The following is a 20302-nucleotide window of genomic DNA, read 5'->3' as shown; positions in this document are numbered from 1 at the left end:
GAAGAAATGTTTGACTTGCTCATTTGCTTTTTTGATAGTGTGTGCTCACTAAAATTTAACGTTGGCGCTTTGTTTTGTTCAGTTTTCAAAGAGCAATATTTTCCATCGCTTCGTTTAGCGACTTTATTAGTATAACACCCTCCAAACACAAAGTCAACAACAAGTTATCATTTACTTGTTTGTCCTGTTTGCCTCAAGCGGTGTATTTAATATATTAGCACTTGCATTTAGATAAGTCAATTTAATCTTTTAAAATTAACTTCATTTTTTTCACTGAACCACTTTCTTTCTATAGAAGCCGGTCCATGCCAATGAATCATCCAAACTAAACAGGAGGGCAGCTGATTATAGCCGCCCTCCCGTTATTTATTAATCATTATTTATTGATGGAGATTACGTCCGCTTCTTCCCTATCTACATTTCCGGCCTTTTCAATCTTGACGCTTTCACCTTCGGAAAGGTTAGTAAAGACGATTGGCGTAATGATAGAGCTAGCATTGTTTTTGACATACTCTATATCAACTTTAAGCAATGGCTGCCCGCTTGTCACTTTATCTCCTTGAGCGACAAGTGCTTCGAAACCTTTGCCTTCCAACTTAACTGTATCTATCCCGACATGAATCAAGATTTCACGTCCAGCTTCGGAAACGATACCTATTGCATGTTTAGTCGGGAATAAATTAACGATCGTACCGTCCACAGGAGAAACAACCAACCCTTCCTCAGGTACAATTGCAAATCCATCTCCCATCATTTTTTCAGCAAAAACGGCATCAGGCACTTCCGTGATCGGTTTTAATTCCCCTTTAATAGGAGAAACAAAGCGCTCGGAAACTTCATCCGTCCGTAAAGGTTTCGGGACGACATCCTCGATTTGCTTTTCCACACCTACTTCAGGAGACGCTTCTACTTTACGAGGCCTTTTTCCATCAATGATATCTTTCATTTGCCCCTTGATCGTTTCTGAACGAGGTCCGAAGATAGCCTGGATGTTATTGCCCACTTCCAGAACTCCAGCGGCACCAAGTTTCTTCAGCCTATTTTTATCAACGTTACCGATGTCATTGACCGATACACGAAGACGGGTAATGCAGGCATCCAAGTGAGAGATGTTTTCTTTTCCGCCCATGGCATCCAAGATATCCCCTGGCAGACTTCCAGCAGAACTAGCAGATCCTTCCGTTTCCTCATCCTCTTCCACTTCACGACCAGGAGTTTTAAGGTTAAACTTCCTTATCGCAAATCGGAATCCGAAGTAATAGATAACCGCAAGGACTAAACCAACCGGAATAACAATCCATGCATTGGTTTGCGGATTGATTAAACCAAACAGTACGTAATCGATCAAACCACCCGAGAACGTCATCCCGATTTTCACGTCCAGTAAATGCATGGTCATGAATGATAGACCGGCAAACAGACAGTGAATCCCGAAAAGTACCGGTGCAACAAATAAGAATGCAAATTCAAGTGGCTCAGTAATCCCAGTCAAGAATGATGTAAGTGCTGCAGAAGCCATCAATCCCCCGACTATTTTCTTTCTTTCCGGTCTTGCTTCATGATAAATGGCCAAAGCTGCAGCTGGTAACCCGAACATCATGAATGGATATTTACCAGTCATGAAGGTACCGGCCGTTAAATTCTGTACGCCATCTTTAATTTGTGCCATGAAGATGGCCTGGTCTCCTCTGACTGGCGTTCCCCCTCCTTGAGGGATATAGCTGCCAAATTCGAACCAGAATGGAGAATAGAAGATATGATGCAATCCAAAAGGAATCAGCGCACGTTCTACAACCCCAAACACGAAAGCTCCAAGTGTCAGGTTAGCACCCAACATATTTTCGGAAAATGAATTTAACCCCGATTGAATCGTCGGCCAAATCAAAATCATCAGCAACCCAAGAATAACTGCGCTTGCAGCTGTTACAATGGGTACAAAACGTTTACCTGCAAAGAATCCTAAATAAGATGGCAGTTCAATTTCATAAAACTTATTATACATAACAGCAGCCATGACACCGACGATAATACCGCCGAACACACCTGTTCCCAACGTCGGGATTCCCAGAACATTGGTATACACCGCACTATTTTTCGCAATGTCGGCAGCGTCAATGCCAAGAACAGTTCCCATCGTTACATTCATAATCAAGAAACCGATAATCGCGGCAAGGCCGGCAACACCATCTCCACCAGCTAACCCAATTGCGACCCCCACAGCAAACAACAAGGGAAGATTCCCAAAAATAATATTTCCGGCATTCTCCATTACCGATGCGACCATTTCCACTCCGCCACTCGCAAGAAACGGGGCGATATCCAACAAAGTTTCGTTTTGCAATGCATTACCAAACGCAAGCAAAATTCCGGCCGCTGGTAAAATGGCTACAGGAAGCATCAAAGCTTTACCGATTTTTTGCAAAACACCAAACAACTTCTTAAACATAGGTTTTCCTCCTCTTTACTGTTTTTCCATGCTAATAAAACGGTTACATTTACGATGGTATTCATCTTCCCACGCATCAGAATTCAAATACAAAAAAGGCATAAGCAAAGATAGGATTGAAATGAAAATTCAGGTATATAATACCCTCTTTCATAACAATCATTCTCCTCACTTATGCCTGATCGAATCAGTAACACGTAAGTTAATGTATGTTTATTTAATTTTCTTTTGTAATCGTTGGATATGCATCGTTAGATAGACAGCTTCCGCATCACAAACCGGCTTGCCTAATTTCTGCTGCATAATTTTTATTAGCTTCCAAGAGATATTGTAACACAAAGGATATTCTTCTTTCAATAGCATTGCTATTTTTTCAGGTTCCTCTACTTTTTCCCCAGCAAGCACCCTGTCTATCATGAATCTTAAATGACGGACCAAACGTGAATAGTCTATGCTATCCTTATTAATTTTCACATTGAGCTGTTCTTCAACAACTTGGATAAGGTGATAGATTAACTGCGAATGCTGATTGACTTCCGATAAGTCTTTATTTGATATTGCGCTATGAATATGAAGCGTAATAAAACCGATTTCCCCTTGGGGCAGGCCTATGCCTGTCTTATCTTGAATTAATTCTACTACATCGACAGCAATATCATGTTCAAAAGGATAAAGGGTTATCGTTTCTTTCAAGAATGGGTTTTTGATAGTCATTCCTTGTGAAACACGCTGAAGGGCGAACAATAAATGATCTGTTAAACCGACATGTATATGTTCATTTAGCTTTCCAGTTACCCGGTCATTAATGAGATGAATGGATTCTATAATGGCTGCTTGAAGATTTTGATCGATTTGCGGCAAGAGTTTTTTGTAACTTTCCTGTTCCTTAACATTTTTCAGGACAAACGTTTTCTCCGCTAGTTCCGGACTCAACTCTTCGCCTTTCTTTCGGTTGAAGCCTAAGCCCTTTCCAATAGTAACGACTTCTCCATACGACGGATGCGTGGCAATCACCACATTATTGTTCAAAACCTTTTCAACGATAAAACCATTCATTTTTCTCCCTCTTTTTTTCTCAAAGTCATCCCTATGCCCCATACAGGATAAAGTACTTAGTACTTAGTACTTTTACTATACACGATATGAGCTTTCTCTTACAACATGAAAGAAGAGCCCCGAAATCAGGACTCCCCTTACTTACTTGCATTATTACTTCAAGAAAATGAAATATAGCAGGAAGACGACTCCAAGACCCCACATGATCGGATGAACCTCTTTTGCTCTTCCTTTCATCGACATAGTGATTGGATAGAAGATGAATCCGCAAGCGATACCTGTCGCAATTGAATATGTCATAGGCATCATGATGACCGTAAAGAAGGCCGGAACCGCAATTTCGAACTTTTGCCAGTCAATATTTTTAAGTGATGATGCCATTAATACTCCGACTATAACCAATGCCGGCGCAGTCACAGCAGATGTCACCACTGATAGAAGCGGGAAGAAGAAAAGGGATAGGACAAACAGCAACCCTGTCACTACAGCCGCAAATCCGCTTCGAGCACCAGCAGCAACACCTGATGTGGACTCTACATAAGATGTCGTGGTGGATGTACCAAGAATTGCACCTGAAACGATGGATAATGAATCTGCAAGCAATCCTTTACCCACTCTAGGAAGAACATTATCCTTCATCAATCCAGCTTGTTGCGCGACAGCCACCAGCGTACCGGCTGTATCAAAGAATGCTACGAACAAGAAGGTCAGTATCACGATTAACATTTGACCAGTGAAGAGATCACCGGGATTTCCAAAGGCATCGAACGCAACCCCGAATGTAGGCGCTATGCTAGGAACGGCACCGATTATTTTGTCCGGCACTGGAACTTGTCCAAAGATCATTCCTGCAATGGCTGTAATGACCATTCCTATGAACACGCCGCTTTTGACGCCTCTCGTCATCAAAATGACGGTTACGACAATTCCAAACACAGCCAATAAAGTATTTCCTGATGTCAAATCGCCCAGTCCGACAAGAACGCTGTCATCATTCGTGATGATACCAGCATTCTGAAACCCTACAAAAGTAATGAATAAACCGATACCGGCTCCAACTGCGTATTTCAATTCGACTGGAATTGCATTAATGATTTTTTCACGTATTCCCGATAGGGAAAGTAAAACGAAGATAATACCTGAAATCAATACTCCTGTTAACGCCGTCTGCCAAGGAATTCCAAAGCCAAGCACAACGGTAAAAGCGAAGAAAGCATTCAATCCCATACCCGGCGCGAGCGAGATTGGATATCTGGCTATGAGTCCCATTAATATCGAGCCGATTGCGGCTGACAATGCGGTTGCGGCAAAAACCGCTCCGTAGTCCATTCTTAATTCATCCGGATAGTCCTCGATGCTTTGTAAAGTCAGCATTACAGGGTTTACAACCAGGATATATGCCATTGAAAGGAAAGTAGTTAGTCCACCAAGTATTTCACGGCGATAATTAGTTCCCAGCTCGTTAAACCGAAAATAATTTTTCATTATGAGTCTCCCCCATCATAAAATCGTGCCAACAGAAAATGCCCCATTCGCTTACGAACGGGGCTTGACTGCGGTCATGTAAAGAAGTGGCGGTTAATTTATACACGCCAATCCTTCCACATCGTAGTCAAGCCGTTCACGGCAGCTTGGTAGAAACTTTTGGGCCATATCCCCAATATTATACGACAATTATGTTTTTTTATTATTATAGGTATAGTGTATCAGTCACCAAAATAATCGTCAATATACCAAACGAATATTTTTTATGTAATTTTAGGCAACGTTCGCGTTTCGCTATATATTCCTTAATTATTCAGGCAATATCTTCGCCAACATACGTAAAATGTAAGGAATCTACATATTCAAATACTATTTTAACAAAAAAATCAGTGAAGGTTAATTCCTTCACTGATTGGATGGTTTTAATCTACTATTCCCACTCGATCGTTGCAGGCGGCTTAGACGTAATGTCATAAACGACGCGGTTTACATGGTTTACTTCATTAACGATTCTCGTTGAGATGATTTCAAGTACATCCCATGGGATTCTTGCCCAATCGGATGTCATTCCGTCAATGGACGTAACCGCACGGATTCCAATTGTATAGTCATACGTACGTGCATCGCCCATTACCCCTACGCTACGAATGTTAGGAAGCACCGTAAAGTACTGCCAAATTTCGCGTTCCAAACCATTTTTTCTAATTTCTTCACGTAAAATATGGTCAGACTCGCGAACGATTTCAAGTTTTTCATCTGAAATTTCGCCTAATACACGAATACCTAAACCTGGACCAGGGAATGGTTGACGCCAAACGATTTCGTCCGGAATGCCCATTTCACTTCCAAGTGCACGCACTTCATCCTTGAATAGAGTGTTCAAAGGCTCAATCAATTTAAATTGCATATCTTCCGGCAGACCGCCAACGTTGTGATGTGATTTAATTGTTTGTGCAGTGGCCGTACCACTTTCAATAATGTCTGTGTAAAGTGTACCCTGTGCAAGGAAATCAATTCCTTCGAGCTTCGTTGCTTCGTCATCGAATACGTAGATGAACTCGTTACCGATGATTTTCCGTTTTTGTTCAGGATCTGAAACGCCAGCAAGCTTCGATAGGAAACGTTCTTTTGCATCGACCTTGATTACGTTCATATTGAAACCTTCCCTGAATGTTTCCATTACACCTTCGGCTTCCCCTTTACGAAGTAATCCATGATCAACGAAAATACATGTCAGCTGATCGCCAATCGCTTTATGGATCAATACAGCAACAACGGATGAATCCACCCCGCCGCTCAATGCGCATAACACTTTTTTATCTCCGACCGTTTGGCGGATTTTCTCCATCTCGATTTCAATGAAGTTCTCCATTGACCAGTCACCTTTACAGCCACAAACGCCGAATACGAAATTTTTCAAAATGTCATTACCGTATACGGAATGACGGACTTCTGGATGGAATTGCACGGCATACAATTTACGTGACTCGTCACTCATAGCCGAAATTGGGCAAGACGGGTTCGTCCCGTCAATTTGGAAACCTTCAGGCGTTTCCACCACTAAATCACCATGGCTCATCCAGACGATTTGTTCTTTTGGCAGGTCACTGAATAACTTGGACTCATTTTGGATGGCAAGTGTCGCTTTTCCGTATTCACGGTTCTTCGCTGGCTCCACCTTACCGCCAAAATGTTTGGTCATAAGCTGCATGCCATAACAAATACCGAAAATCGGAAGACCCATTTCGAATATGCGTTCATCACAACCAAATGCATTTGCATCATAAACACTGTTCGGGCCCCCTGAGAAGATGATTCCCGTTGGGTTCATTTTCTCAATTTCTTCTGCAGTAATTGTATGAGGATGAAGCTCACTGTACACACCAAATTCACGGATACGACGAGTGATCAATTGATTATATTGGCTTCCGAAATCAAGTACTACGATCATTTCCTGGTTTTTTTGCAATTCTGTTTTCCCCGGCACAAACGTCACCTCTATCAATGTAATTCACTCATAAAATCGAGTGATAATTCTTATAAAAAATATTATCATAAAAAAAGAAAAACTAAAAACCCACCCTCAAAAATACAGAAAAAGTACAGACGAAGGCAGATTTTCAGCTTTCCTGTTAAAATCCGCCTTCATAGTCAAATCATTTACGGTGATTCGGTAGAAACTTTCGATCCATATTATCGAGGATATATGAAGGATATATTAGTTTAAGTTAGTTTTTGTTATTGTATCAATATAATAAAAACCTGGTCAAGAGCTAGTTTTTCTCATTAAGCTTTCCCAACCCTTTTGAAAGTGTTTCCATTCCCCATCTTCCGCGTCTCCGCGATATATCATTAACTCGTATCCAGCCGTCAATTCACTCATCTCATCTGTAGCGTACACTGCATCCACATAGGCGGCGTACTCCCTTAAGGTTTGCCCATCCGGCCGAACTAAACCAGCCCGTTTTAATTGTTTCAATAATATTAAATAAGCTGTCGAGAAATGAGCACCGGTTTTCTTTCTATAACGAAGAATCTGCAGATGAGGAATCCACTTCCTTCTGAGGAAATAACCGATAGAAGCGAAAATCAATGCACCTGATAATGTGATTGCCGTCCATTTTAAGAACCCTTTCATGTTCACAAAACCCGTTTTCTCGGAGGATTGAGTTTCCCTATCTGGTGTATCCTGGCGTTCCCTGGTCTCTTTCTTTGTTTGCTCTTCATTAGTCGGGGTTTCTTCAGGGTTCTTGATTGCTTCCTGTTTCAATTCCGAATCGTAAAATTCAACTTCCCCATTGAAACCCTTAGTCGGCTCGAAGGGAATCCAGCCTATCCCTGAAAAATAAACCTCGACCCAGGAATGTGCATTATTATTGGTCACTTTATAAACGGATTCGCCATCAAGGATGGATTTTTCCCCTTCGGTATAGCCCTTTACCCACCTTGCAGGTATATTGGCGGCCCTTAGTAAAACGACCATGGCAGTTGAAAAATTATCGCAATACCCTATCTGTGTCTCGAATAAAAATTGATCGACATAATCTTGATTGCTCTCTGGATACGGAATATCGTCCTTGGAATAAATGAATTCAGCTCCGTCAAAATAATCCTCAATGGCTTTTGCTTTATCGTACCAATTCGTTTCATTCCTTGTAAGCCGGGAGGCCAATTCAAATATCCGGTTTGGCAATCCCTCTGGAAGCTGAGTGTTTTTTTCCATTAATAAATCCATGGAATCGTCGGGTTCCGTCACCTTCCTTAACTCGGCTATATCAAAACTTGGCATATCATAAACCAGTTCATACTCTTTCATGGAAAGACGTTCGCCATTACCCTGTTCGGAAATAAATTTGTCCATCTCCTGATAATATTTGAAATCCTGCCCGTTTTTGCCCTCGATCTTTTTTACATACCCGGACTGCGGATGAAGGATATGTGAATATGATTCCGTCATGGATACTTTTGCCGTCATTTCTTCAGTCCTCACCAATTCAGGAACGTCGTAAATATCTAAAGTTGCCATATCCTGCCCGTTGGAAAAAGTGTGAAATTCCGTTTCCGGTTTGGAAACCCACCCTTTACCCGTATAAACATTCTTGTTCTCGACTTTCCAGTAATGTCCTGCAGGAGCATTATTATAAAAAACGATGGAACTATCCGGCTCTATCGAACCGCCAAGATCCGAATCGTCTTCATCATATCCGACACTTTTACGCTTCGAATCACCGTCTTCTTTCACAGCTTTATCAGAATAGGAAGTAATATAAGGCACCGGGTCCGGCCACTGCGGAGAGAGCTTTGGGGCAGCAAAACCGACAAGGACACTTACCAATATCATGCCGGTCAGCATCAAGATCCACTTATTGATGGAAGCCATCGGAAACTTAATCCTCTCCTGTATCGTTAGCCGCAGCAGGGAAAGCAAGCCGAGCATCAAAAACCCGATGATGATGATTCTTATCATTGCACTATCCCCCGCATAAGGAGTGAATGTGTCGAGTACAGATATAAAAATCACCGTTAACATAAAAAAGAAAAAGATGCTTTGCCTCACCATCACCCAGTAATGGATCAAATATGTCACAAGCCAAAGAAGGACAAAAAATAGAAACGTTCGAAATGGATTTGTGATCAACTCCCAATTCCCATCATATATAAAACCAAGATTGCCCTTAAAATCCGCTAGAAATCCTTTCAGCCATGACAATTGATATAAAGCCTCTTTTGAATGGAGGAACTGTAATGAAATCATTATATAAGCACTAATGAGAATAAATCGGATCGACCAATGTATGCGGAAATAATGCAGTAGCAGGGAGTAGAGCAAAAATAAGATAAAAATGATGATATTACCTGTATCGGTAAGTCTATCGACAGGCCTTAACCATTCAGTAATCAACAACAAACCAAATACATACATGAGGACGTGCATGAACCTTTCCAATTTTTCGGTAGTGACATTCATTTCACCATCACCTCCGATCTGTCAAACTTTAGATGACCATGTTCAAAAAAGCTAATCTTTATCCCCCTCGAGACAGCTGTAGACATTGAAAACCTTTCCTCATCAGTAAGATCTGCCTGTTTCTTCACGCATAACATCAATCCCTGATTAGGCCGGAAAGCACTCAATAAGTCCACCTTTTCTAAGGTTAAGTCTGAAACGATGAATATCACAGCAGCGTTTGCCGGAAGAATTCCCTTCCGGACATTTTCGTTCAATGCGTTTACAACACCCGGCTCTTCTTTAGCAAGCCGGTAAAAAATCTTTCGTTTCTGTTTGTTGCCTGCTGCTGCCGGTATGATTAACCTCGACCCCATACTCACATACCCAATTTCCATGCCTTTCTTTAACATGGCATGGGCAATGGAAGCTGCCATTTCAATGGATTCTTCGAATAAATCAGAAGGCTTTTCATCAAGCATGATGAATACATCCCGGTTTTTCTGCACCTCGAATTCCTTCGTCATGATTTCACTCGTCCTGGCAGTCGCCTTCCAGTTAATCCAAGACAATTGATCGCCTGGCTGATATTCCCTTACACCGGAGACCACTGAATGTTCCCGTTGTGTTTTCTTTGTTGAAACCACTGCCCCCTGATTGAACACTCGATCAAGATCACTGTAGGCAAGCTCGTGATAACGAGGAAAAACGGTTATTTTCAAAGGTGAACTATATATCGCTTCCTTTTCGACCAGCCCGAAAAAGTCCCCAATCCAAAAGCGGATCGATTGAAACGAATGCTCTCCCCGCTGCAAGTTTTCCAAGGTATATGACATGCTGAAGGTACGCTTGAATCCCGGAAAGATAATTATTTTCCTTTGCAGTCCCCTATCTTCCATCTCCTGAGGAAATTCCTCCTCTACCACCATAAATAATAGGGGCAGCCGGTTTTCACGCGTAAACGTCATTGCTATCTCAACAGATTCACCAGCCTGGCATTCCCTTTTATTGACCTTTCTCTCAACGGTAAAATCATGCAGCGGATAAAACAGCAGGATCAAAGCGTACACAGAAAACGGCAAAAATGAATAAAAAATGAACCAACTGACAAAACCGCCTTGAAACATTGCATAGCAAAAGGAAACAGTCATGAGTAATACAAGTCCGATCACACTTATATTTCCCCTTAGAATGTTGATGAATCTTCGCATTAGGTCACAGCCCGCTTCACAGGCACTTTTGTAGTCGCGACAATTTCATGTATCACCATTCCAGCATCGAAGCCCTCATAATTCGCTTCAGGCTTCAAAATAAGCCGATGGGAAAATATGAATGGCACTAAATATTGAACATCGTCAGGCAGAACATAGTCCCTGCCCTGGATCAGCGCGTAAGCCTGGGCTGCCTTCATCAATGCTATCGATCCACGAGGGCTCACCCCTAAGTAGACCCCTTCATGTGAACGTGTTTGATTCGCCAATTCAACAATGTACCGTTTTATTGTGTCATCCACTATCACCGCTTTTACCTCAGCCTGTAATTCTATCAATTCATCCAAGGTGATGACGGATTCCAATTCCTCTAGCGGTGCCGTGTATTGAGCCCTATGTAGAACCTCTATCTCTTCTTCCACACCTGGATAGCCCATTTTCATTTTTAATAGGAATCTATCCAATTGAGCCTCCGGCAGCGGATATGTTCCCTCGTACTCGATTGGATTTTGTGTCGCCATTACGAAAAAGGGCTTCTCCAATCCTCTTGTGACACCATCAATCGTCACACTTGCCTCTTCCATCGCTTCAAGCAATGCAGACTGGGTTTTCGGCGAGGTCCGGTTTATTTCATCAGCTAAAATAATATGGCCCATTATCGGACCTGGCCTAAAGATGAATTCTTGTTCCTTAGGATTGAAGATCGAAACGCCAGTAACATCCGAAGGAAGTAAATCAGGCGTGAATTGAATTCGCTTGAAGCTTGCACCTATTGATTTTGCCAATGCCCTTACCATGACTGTCTTTCCCACACCCGGAACATCCTCCAATAAGACATGTCCGCCGGAAAGGAGTGCCACGATGCTTAGTTCTGCTATATCCCGCTTTCCAATAATCACCTTTTCGATATTCCCCAAAACCATTTCCAGTTTTTGATTGACCTGCTTATAAATCATTCTCTACCTCCCGGGATTCACATTATCACTATTATTTCATGTCTTCTCTATATCACATATTTTACATTTAGACCCAATTGAACCTTACATTGTAAGTTTACTAGATTATCGGAAAACCATAAACGAATTTGTTCTAAAATATTAAAGCGGCTTACTGAAAAAGGCAGGGTTAACTGTTTGCTTAGTGAATATGAACCAATGATGACGTCCATTTGTTTATTGAAAAAGGTCCTATCACGCCATGACCAAGGATTGGGGAAGCTGTTGAACTCGCAGACTGTTCATCCTGACTTGTTCAAATAACTGATAGGATACGCCAATAAATCGGCGCATCGCAGTTTGTAGACAAAAGGGTTTCGGAATTAAAAAATTCCGAAACCCTTTTGAAATTCCAATTTTGGCAGTTAAGAGAATTGGCCGGGAAAAGCGCGTTTAGGGAGACCCCGCAGGCGCAAGCCGAGGGCGGACCGCCCGCGGAAAGCGAGTGCCTGGAGCGGAGATCAACGTCCAAATTGTACAAGCCATAAATAAACGGCAGGCAAACTCCAATAAATCGTCCACCTTTTCATTATTTCCCGCTCCTGTCATCAGGGCAATGAAGCCACGGCCTTCCGATCTGTATATTCTTAAGTAAACTTCTATTCTGTCTTGTTTATGCTAAAATGAATGCAATCCACTCCTAAGATATAAGAGGTACTGATCATGTATAAAAAATTCTTCATTTTGATCTTCGCAGCCGCCCTTCTTTTAGGGCTTATTAAAACCGTTATGGATATGTAGTTAAAACAGCCCGATTCCTGAGGGGAATCGGGCTGTTTTCATTTTCGTTTAACCTCTCCATTCAGCTTCCCCATTTTCGGGATAAGGATAAAAAACAAACAAACGACCAAAAGTGCCAAAACGATGCCTAGCAATATCGTCAGGTCAAAATTAAGCGAAGGCTCTGTTTCTTCTTCGTTTCTCGTTGGAATGCGGACCTCCGAGAATAATCCAAGCTGTTCTGATTTTGAAGCGATGGTATTATTTTGATTCTCCATTACAGGAGACTGAAACAGTGAGTCCTTCACCGAGTCAATGGCATCATATTTCCCTCTTTCAAAAGTGAGGTCTCTTTGTTCTTCAGGCAGTTTCCGCTTCTGTTCCAACAATCCTTCTTCATGGAAATACTCCGTTTGAATATCAATATCGTTTTCTTGATATTCATTGGGCTCCACCATCGGTTCCTCTTCCGCCCCGCCATGAGGTGCATGGCTAAAAAACAGGATGAGCAAGACAGGCATTACGTATTTATTCCACTTCATGGGCCATTGCTCTTCTTTCTGCAAGACGCTTCACTATATATGGAATGACCGTTGCGATAAGCGTCAGTACAATCAAGATGATACTAGCCGGAATGAATGCCGACTGATTACCGAATTGAATGGACATGTATACGTCCGCAACAGGGTGGTCTACATTGAAATTAGGCATGATTAAATCCAATAATGGAATGGTAAAGAAACTGATCAAACCAATCACCAGGATAGCACCGACAAACGGACCAATCGAGAAGGCAAGTCGGGTAAACGCTGAACAGAAGAATAAAAGCAGGACGGTGAAGACGGTCCATTTAATCTCCTGCATATCTCCCAGTGGATAGATCTTCAAGCCATACATGCTGATGATTAAACCTACGATCAGATTCAATAAGGTAAACAAGGCCGCATGGACCATCATTGGAATGGTTTCATAATGATGCAGGAAGAAACCGATCAATATCCCAGAAATGAGTATGATCACCAACATGACGATCGGCGGGATATTAACCTTTTCCTGATGAAGGACCTCCCCGCTGATTTGTACGGGATTCGCTAAATATTCGTACACATACCCGTTCTCCTGATCATCGACTAGAGTGTTGTTCAAGACGCTATATACGTCCGTCTTGATTTTTTCGGTTGAGTCTACATTTTGGGACCAATTATCATTAAGCTGATCGGCCCTTTCCTGCACGGATCCCACTTTCGCTTGCAGGTCTGCTGTATCCTTCGTGACCGTTTCCTGTCTTTGCGCTACAGAATTGACAAGCTCGGAAATGAAGCCGACAGTTGTTGCCGTATTGTCTTGAAGTGATACAAACATTTCTCCATCAAGGTTAACTGGCGGTTCTGCCTCCATCTCAGGAACTTCCATATCATCCGACAAATTGGCAGATACTTCTTGAGCCTTGCCGGAAATTGCAGCCAATTCAGCTAAAGTGGCTTTTTGCCCCGTTTCAACGTTAGCATCATATTCTTTCATATAACCCATAATGGATTCCGAGAACATCCCGAAGTTCTCATTGACTCCTGCTAAACTGGCTTTAACGAGTTTCGCTTCTTCATCTACATTTCCGGAAACCCCATTTTTCAAGTTTTCCAATTCTTTTATATTGGCAGCAAATATCTTATCTACATTTGCTTCGGTGACTCTTTCAGCCAATTCACCATAAGATGAGAGTGAACCGTAATAGGCAAGGAGGGCAGTTGAATCCCGATTCGTGATAGGATTCTCGAAGGCCTTCACAAGCACCGCTCGCCTTTCTCCCCCCACTTTTTCCAGAAGTGACTGTTCGAGAGTCTTGATTTCTGCGATGGCCTCTTCGATTGTCATACTCTGGATGTCCTGTAATTTTTGAATATCTTCCTGTGACTTTTTCCATTGGTCGCCTAAATCCTTATAATTCGTGCCGAGTTCATTATAATCAGCTTGTAATTGCGTAAACTGCGCCAGCAGATCATTATAGGAATCTACCAGTGTATTAAACTCCGTTATCACTTGGTTATAATTCCCCGTTCTGCCGCTTACCGTTCCGCTGAGATTATTGATTTCCGTTTGGAGTTCCGCTGTAAGGATGTTGAGTTGTTCAGCAGCTCCTTCACTTCCTTCTGCCGGCACCAAACTTTCAAGTGCCGTGTTGATCCCATTGATTTGATCCAGCAATACCTGCAGAGACAGTTCATCAACCGGGTCCTTCTTGTCAGGTGCAGCAGCTGATTCACCTTTTCCCGTTTCCGTTTCAATATCCTCTATAGGCGTCGTTCCTTCACCTATATCCTCCCCATCACCAGAGCTGCTTGCAAGATTTCCTCTTTGCATAAGCAAGGTTGACTGAAGGTTATCAAGACCCGCCTCTTCCGATTGTTTCAATTGTTCAATCGAGCTTTGTTGATCTTGGGTGATTTTCGTAATTTGTTCTACTTGTTTGTCTTTCATGCTTGTTGAAAATTGTTCCAATTCATTACTGCTGGAATCAAGTTTCTGCTGCATGATTCCAACATTTTCTCTAATGCCTTGATCATTAAGGCTGTATTTCGTATTCATTCCTTGCTGAATCTCTGGTATAGATTTATTCCCCTCATTCAGCACCTTGTCGTATGACTGCACACTCTCCATGACAAGCTGTTGATTTTGGGCAGAGGCCTTCTCAAAAAGGATACTTTGAGCTTTTTGATATTCCTCAAAAGAAACAACATCTTTCACAAATGAAGCCATTTGAGTCTTCGTGTCCCCTATTTCACCCATTGTTTCAGTACTTGTTTTGCCAGCATCTTTCGTCTCGGCAAAAACTCCTTCAAGCATGTCCTTATGCTGCTTGATTTCGCCTGCAAGACTTTCCGAGCTTGGAGTATAAAACTCATACATCGTGTTTTGAAAAGCGATTTCTTTAGCAAGGACATTATCGAACTTCTTACGGATGTCCTCGACTGATTGGGAAACATAGCTCCAATACTGTGTTGAAATATGCTTATTCATTTTGCTCTTTGTTTTCTCTAATTCCTTTTGTACCTTTTCCATGTTCTCTGCATTCAAACTGGGTTGTACCTTGTACTTTATCCCCGCCTTGACAGGCTGTTCATCATCGAACGTATAAATATTCTCTGAAAAATCGGATGGAAAATATATGACTGCATCGTACTTTTCATTTGCAAGTCCACTTTCCGCCGTACTTCTATTTACCACAAACCACTCATATTCAGAATCCTTGTCCAGTGTAGTAACAAGCTCTGAGCCCATGTAAATGGGGTTATTGTTAAATTCCGTCCCATTATCTTCATTTACAATGGCGATTTCGCGAGAAGCCGTTTCCGTCTTTTTCATTGGATTTTGGCCAATATAAGAAAAAAACAAGATTGGCAGCGCTAAGATCACCAGTATTTTACCGATTAACAGCATCGGTTTTATTTTTTCAGACACTCTCTTGCACTCTCCTTCTTTCTTCACTTAGCGGAATTTGGATTTTACACTCCTGGCCATTCAGCACAAAGTATCCGTAACCCGGCTGTATTTCTTCTTCTTTTCTGGAATAGGAGAGGGTGTACAAGCTTTGGTCCGATTTTTTAAGAAGCAAAACAGCCTGTCTGACTTGTTTCAGTTCGGTTGTCAACGAATCATACCCCTTCGTGAAGTCGTTGGCATTTCCAGCGACAATCAGACTAAACCCGAGATGGCTGTATTGTTTCATCAAACTGCTGATCCTATCCTGAATCCTGCCGTCTATCGTTTGTTGGATCCTTGAAATGCTATCTATGACAAATATGACCGGTGGGAATTCCAGTTGCTTCATCGGTGTCAATTCCAATGCCGCAAGATAACTTCGCTCACGTTCTTCAAATATTCCAGTGATATGATCGAGCCATTCGGTTATCCGCTCTTTTGTTTCCACATAGCTCACCTTCTCCTCAAAAGCATAAGAAGATAGGCCGCGATCCACTCCGTCAAATAATCCAATTTCGCCGACCGCCTGTGTAAGCAACGATTCCAGCAGCACTTTAAGGACATTCGTTTTCCCTTTACGTGACTGTCCTACGACAAGCAGGAATGGATTGGAATTCAACTCCACGAATACAGGTGTAACGCTTTCCTCTGAAAGCCCGATTGGAATGGTATCCTTCTTAATCGTTTGTGAGCAGTAACTCTTGAAGCTGCTGGAATCAAGACGTGCCGGTAACATCCGAATCGCCGGCGGTTTGTCCATTTCCTTATATTTAACCTTATGTTCTGCCACAGCTTGTTTCATTTCTTCCAAAACGGCTATATCATCCGCTCCATCGGCTGGTAAGTAAATCTGGGTGAGATAGGTTTGGTCCTTTTTCACCAACGCCCTGCCAGGAACAGGTTCATTTTCATAAGGGGTTCTCCCCAAAACTGAATATTTTTCCGAACTGTCCATTAAGTAATGGACGACCTTCGTCTTAAGGCTATTCATTAACGGCTGGCGAATCGCATTGATTCTCGTTGCCGTTAAAATCATGAAGATTCCAAGTGATTGTCCATCACGTGCAAACTGAACGAATTGGGCTTCCTGATCCTGCATCTCATCCTTCACTATGTCAAAATTGTCGACCACGATATAAATAATCGGCAATTTATCTTCCACCAATGCATTATAGAGCTTTATGTTACTAAGCTCCTTTTCTGAAAAAAGCTGCTTACGCCTTTCCATTTCCGCCTTCATGAATAACATGAATTTTTCGATTTTCCTTAACTCATCGAACCTAAAGTATTCCCCAGTATGAGGCAGCTGGCGCATTGGCAGTAAAGCGCTATTCCCGAAGTCGAAAATATAATAATGCAGTTCTTCAGGAGTGAATTGATCTGCAAAACTAAAGAGAAGTGTCAAAACGGTGGTTGACTTGCCGTACCCGGAAGAACCAAAAACCCCAATATTCCCATCGTCAATCCAGTTATAGACATAATTGGTCTGGCTTTGTAATTCGGGCTCATCCTTCATTCCCAGGTGGAATTGATTCATCGTCAGGCTTCTCTCAGGGTTTCTTGATAAACGATCTGAAAGAGGCGGCAGCCATGGGCTTGCCAACTTCTTAATCTCCATTTCTTCCTGTATCGCCACAATTCGATCCGCCACGGCTTCAATTTCACTAATCTTTTCTTTCCTCTTATTAGTGACCTGTTCCGATACATTTGAGATTTGAACAAGGCCGAGGTCCGTGACAAGTGCCACTTCATCCTCAGATCCAACCGTATCCTCTAAATATGGGGCACCGCTCCAAGCAGACTGGAACAATTCATAAACCTCGTTATTTCCTACCTGCAAATATCCCCGTCCGGTGACAGTAATATTTGCCGCATCGCTATTTTTAAGAATTTCCTTACTATCACTGGCATCCTGCACTTTCAAGGAAATTTTAAAACGGGCATTGCTCCAAATCTGGTTATCAATTACACCGCCCGGCTTTTGTGTAGCAAGAATTAAATGAACTCCCAAGCTCCGTCCAATTCGCGCCGTACTCACTAATTCGCGGATGAAATCGGGTTCTTCGTTTTTAAGTTCCGCAAACTCATCTGATATCAAAAATAGGTGCGGTAACGGTTCATCCGCTTTGCCTTCTTTGTATAAGTCCGTGTAATCGTTGATATGATTGACTTCGTATCGATCAAACATGCGCTGGCGTTTCTTCAATTCACTATTGATGGATGCTAGTGCCCTGGCACTGAAGTTCTTGCTTCCCTCAATATTCGTAATGACTCCCAGCAGGTGCGGAATCTGCCTGAATGGCTGTGCCATTCCACCGCCTTTATAATCAATTAGCAAAAAGGCAACTTCATGTGGATGATAATGAACGGCTAATGATAGGATGTAGGTTTGCAGTAATTCACTTTTCCCCGATCCTGTCGTTCCGGCAACCAATCCATGGGGGCCATGCGCCTTTTCATGCAAGTTCAATTCAACCCTATCCGTTTTCCCTTTCAATCCAATCGGAACTGCCAAGGATTTGGAAGACAGATTGGTCCGCCAGTTTTGGCTGATGGGCAGATCTTCCACTTCACGAGCTTTCAATAATTCAAGGAATGAAACCGTTTCTGGTATGGAATTGTTCATGCCTTTTTGATGATCTAATGAACGGAGCGTACGTGCATAACGCTCATTTCCTTCTTTTGAATGTGCATCAAGTTTAAAAGGAGTATGAACGGCCTTCGTTTGCTGGATGAGAATCTCACCCTCAAAATCATTAATGTACTTAACAAGCGTATGGACATTTTCCGTCAAACTTTCTTTTGCATCCGCTGCAAAAATCGTCGAGATGCCTAAATCGTCCGTTTTGCCTTCTAAATATTCCAATATGACATGCTCAGCAATTAAATTACGATCCGTGACAATAAAGACAAAGTGGGGAGTGAATCTCACTTTCCCTTTGTTCTCATCCAAATCTCTTTCCCTCAATAGCTGATAAATCGAGGTCAGCAGCTGGTCACGTGATTGCTCATTATATATGAATCCTTTTGCATAGGCATGCGGCAATTGAAAATGAGGGAGCCATTTCATCCATTCCCATTCCTGATAATCCTTTTCCGGAAAGATGGCGACAAATCGAACATCATGATAACTGTGAAAAAAGGCCAGTTGCCCAATCAATTGCTGCAGCTCCCGTTTAACAATCGATTCCTTTCCGACCAGGCCCATCGATCCGTTTGATAAATCGATCGATAACGGAAGATCTTCCAAGTTTTTGTACACATCCACAAGTTCCTGCGACTGCTCAAGTAAATCATCTATATCCCGATTGGACATATCGCTGCTATTTACCGACACCTGATAACTTGAGGGTATGGTCGCCGTTCCGATCTTAAAGTGCAGAGCATCTTCACTTTCCAGAGTTCGTTCCCATATACGATCGCTAATACCATCAGTTAGAAGCTTCATCCTTTCAAAGGAGGGGTAATGATAGAACAGCACATTCTTTTGTTTTTCAGACAGCTCTTGAAGTTCTTCCCTCTTCTGCTCTAGATACCTGGTATATACACGTTGGCGTTTTTCTTCTCTTAATTTTTGCTTCTTTTTGTCTTTAAAGTATTGTACCGTCGAGGTAACCAAAGTCGTCGTGAACATCACAATCGATATGATGATGAAAATGCCCCGCGGCTGAATGACCGTGATGACCCCCATGACGATCAGCATCATTAAGGGCGGCATAAGGATTAACCATAACCCTCTATTATTATCTTCCGCTTCTTGGCTCGGAAAAGATATCGTCACTTTCTCATCCGGCAATTCGTAGATCATCCTTGGTGTCCGGCGATACTGTGGATAGTTTTTTTTCATTTCAGAAATTGGCTTCTTCATTTTAGCTAATGATGTTTCATAACTTTCGGCGCTATGAATCATCAATAAGTCGCCTTCAATCAACCTCAGCACCATATGCGGCCAGCAAACCAGATCACCATTTTGGATGGGAACAGCCTTCGTTACCCTTTCACCATTCAGGAATATCCTGCCATTTCCCTCTGGCATGAGGTGCCACTTCCCTTTATGCAGCACAAGGGAAAAGTCATTGCCGGAAACGGGCCCTTCTTTACGAATGGTCGCTCCCGCCTTGTCCGATAAAGTGATTTCTTTCAAGTTGCCTATATAATAGAGGCTTTCTTCCAATTCCCCTGACGTATAAAAAATCTCGACCGTTTCTTCTCCTTCTTGAAAGGTGAAGCTATGGAATGGCATTACATCGCCAAGCTTCTTGCCCTCTCTAAACACCTCATATTCATCAAGTCCCTCATGTTTTTTCAGCTTGATAGGACCTTGTTCAAAAGGAATGGAATAAACGGTGATCGTATCCTGTTTTGATGGCCCAATCGAAATTGGACCGTTATGATTATCCTTGATCGTAAAGGATTGGTAGGTCCCACTAGAATAAATCCATAATAAACTCATTAAATCTCACCT

10 protein-coding genes and 2 riboswitches are annotated in these 20302 nt (G+C 42.3%); all 10 genes read right to left on the bottom strand.

Annotated elements, in window-relative coordinates; genetic code table 11:
* Positions 1 to 376: 376 nt before the first annotated feature.
* Positions 377 to 2446 carry a glucose-specific PTS transporter subunit IIBC gene (gene ptsG, locus ADA55_RS26550; protein ID WP_048689553.1) on the bottom strand — a complete coding sequence of 690 codons (2070 nt, stop codon included), beginning with the start codon at positions 2444 to 2446 and terminating at the stop codon, positions 377 to 379.
* Between the two features lie 213 nt (positions 2447 to 2659).
* Positions 2660 to 3502, bottom strand: a complete 843-nt coding sequence (glcT, locus tag ADA55_RS26545) for a glucose PTS transporter transcription antiterminator GlcT (RefSeq protein WP_034306152.1) — start codon at positions 3500 to 3502, stop codon at positions 2660 to 2662.
* A gap of 153 nt (positions 3503 to 3655) precedes the next feature.
* Entirely contained in the window at positions 3656 to 4987 is a 1332-nt protein-coding gene (locus ADA55_RS26540) for an NCS2 family permease (protein ID WP_034306155.1), read from the bottom strand.
* Between the two features lie 104 nt (positions 4988 to 5091).
* Positions 5092 to 5193, bottom strand: a riboswitch (purine riboswitch).
* A gap of 224 nt (positions 5194 to 5417) precedes the next feature.
* Positions 5418 to 6938, bottom strand: a complete 1521-nt coding sequence (gene guaA / locus ADA55_RS26535; RefSeq protein ID WP_161922810.1) for a glutamine-hydrolyzing GMP synthase — start codon at positions 6936 to 6938, stop codon at positions 5418 to 5420.
* A gap of 177 nt (positions 6939 to 7115) precedes the next feature.
* Positions 7116 to 7217: riboswitch (purine riboswitch) on the bottom strand.
* A gap of 36 nt (positions 7218 to 7253) precedes the next feature.
* Positions 7254 to 9455: a DUF4129 domain-containing transglutaminase family protein gene (locus ADA55_RS26530; RefSeq protein WP_048689548.1), complete on the bottom strand. Its 2202-nt coding sequence runs from the start codon at positions 9453 to 9455 to the stop codon at positions 7254 to 7256.
* Positions 9452 to 10606, bottom strand: coding sequence for a DUF58 domain-containing protein (locus tag ADA55_RS26525; protein WP_048689545.1), 1155 nt, complete (start codon positions 10604 to 10606; stop codon positions 9452 to 9454). Before ADA55_RS26525 ends, ADA55_RS26530 begins: the two co-directional genes overlap by 4 nt.
* A 38-nt stretch (positions 10607 to 10644) precedes the next feature.
* On the bottom strand, positions 10645 to 11601 hold the full coding sequence (locus tag ADA55_RS26520) for an AAA family ATPase (protein WP_048689542.1): 957 nt from the start codon (positions 11599 to 11601) through the stop codon (positions 10645 to 10647).
* A gap of 818 nt (positions 11602 to 12419) precedes the next feature.
* Positions 12420 to 12902 (bottom strand): type VII secretion protein EssA, encoded by a 483-nt coding sequence (gene essA, locus ADA55_RS26515; RefSeq protein ID WP_048689540.1) that lies wholly within the window; start codon positions 12900 to 12902, stop codon positions 12420 to 12422.
* Complete coding sequence (gene esaA / locus ADA55_RS26510) at positions 12889 to 15816, bottom strand: type VII secretion protein EsaA (protein ID WP_048689537.1); 2928 nt, start codon at positions 15814 to 15816, stop codon at positions 12889 to 12891. The genes essA and esaA overlap by 14 nt, the downstream gene beginning before the upstream one ends.
* Positions 15809 to 20290, bottom strand: a complete 4482-nt coding sequence (essC, locus tag ADA55_RS26505; RefSeq protein WP_048689533.1) for a type VII secretion protein EssC — start codon at positions 20288 to 20290, stop codon at positions 15809 to 15811. Before essC ends, esaA begins: the two co-directional genes overlap by 8 nt.
* Positions 20291 to 20302 lie beyond the last annotated feature (12 nt).

This window comes from Bacillus sp. 220_BSPC (genome assembly GCF_001054655.1).
Classification (GTDB): domain Bacteria; phylum Bacillota; class Bacilli; order Bacillales; family DSM-1321; genus Peribacillus; species Peribacillus frigoritolerans.
The sequence above is the reverse complement of the archived record's forward strand: the minus strand, read 5'-3'. Positions and strand labels throughout refer to the sequence as shown.

Bases quoted from the DNA above. Each gene is read 5' to 3' on its own strand.
- ptsG (WP_048689553.1), bottom strand. From the start codon at position 2,446: ATGTTTAAGAAGTTGTTTGGTGTTTTGCAAAAAATCGGTAAAGCTTTG.
- glcT (WP_034306152.1), bottom strand. From the start codon at position 3,502: ATGAATGGTTTTATCGTTGAAAAGGTTTTGAACAATAATGTGGTGATT.
- ADA55_RS26540 (WP_034306155.1), bottom strand. From the start codon at position 4,987: ATGAAAAATTATTTTCGGTTTAACGAGCTGGGAACTAATTATCGCCGT.
- guaA (WP_161922810.1), bottom strand. From the start codon at position 6,938: ATGATCGTAGTACTTGATTTCGGAAGCCAATATAATCAATTGATCACT.
- ADA55_RS26530 (WP_048689548.1), bottom strand. From the start codon at position 9,455: ATGAATGTCACTACCGAAAAATTGGAAAGGTTCATGCACGTCCTCATG.
- ADA55_RS26520 (WP_048689542.1), bottom strand. From the start codon at position 11,601: ATGATTTATAAGCAGGTCAATCAAAAACTGGAAATGGTTTTGGGGAAT.
- essA (WP_048689540.1), bottom strand. From the start codon at position 12,902: ATGAAGTGGAATAAATACGTAATGCCTGTCTTGCTCATCCTGTTTTTT.
- essC (WP_048689533.1), bottom strand. From the start codon at position 20,290: ATGAGTTTATTATGGATTTATTCTAGTGGGACCTACCAATCCTTTACG.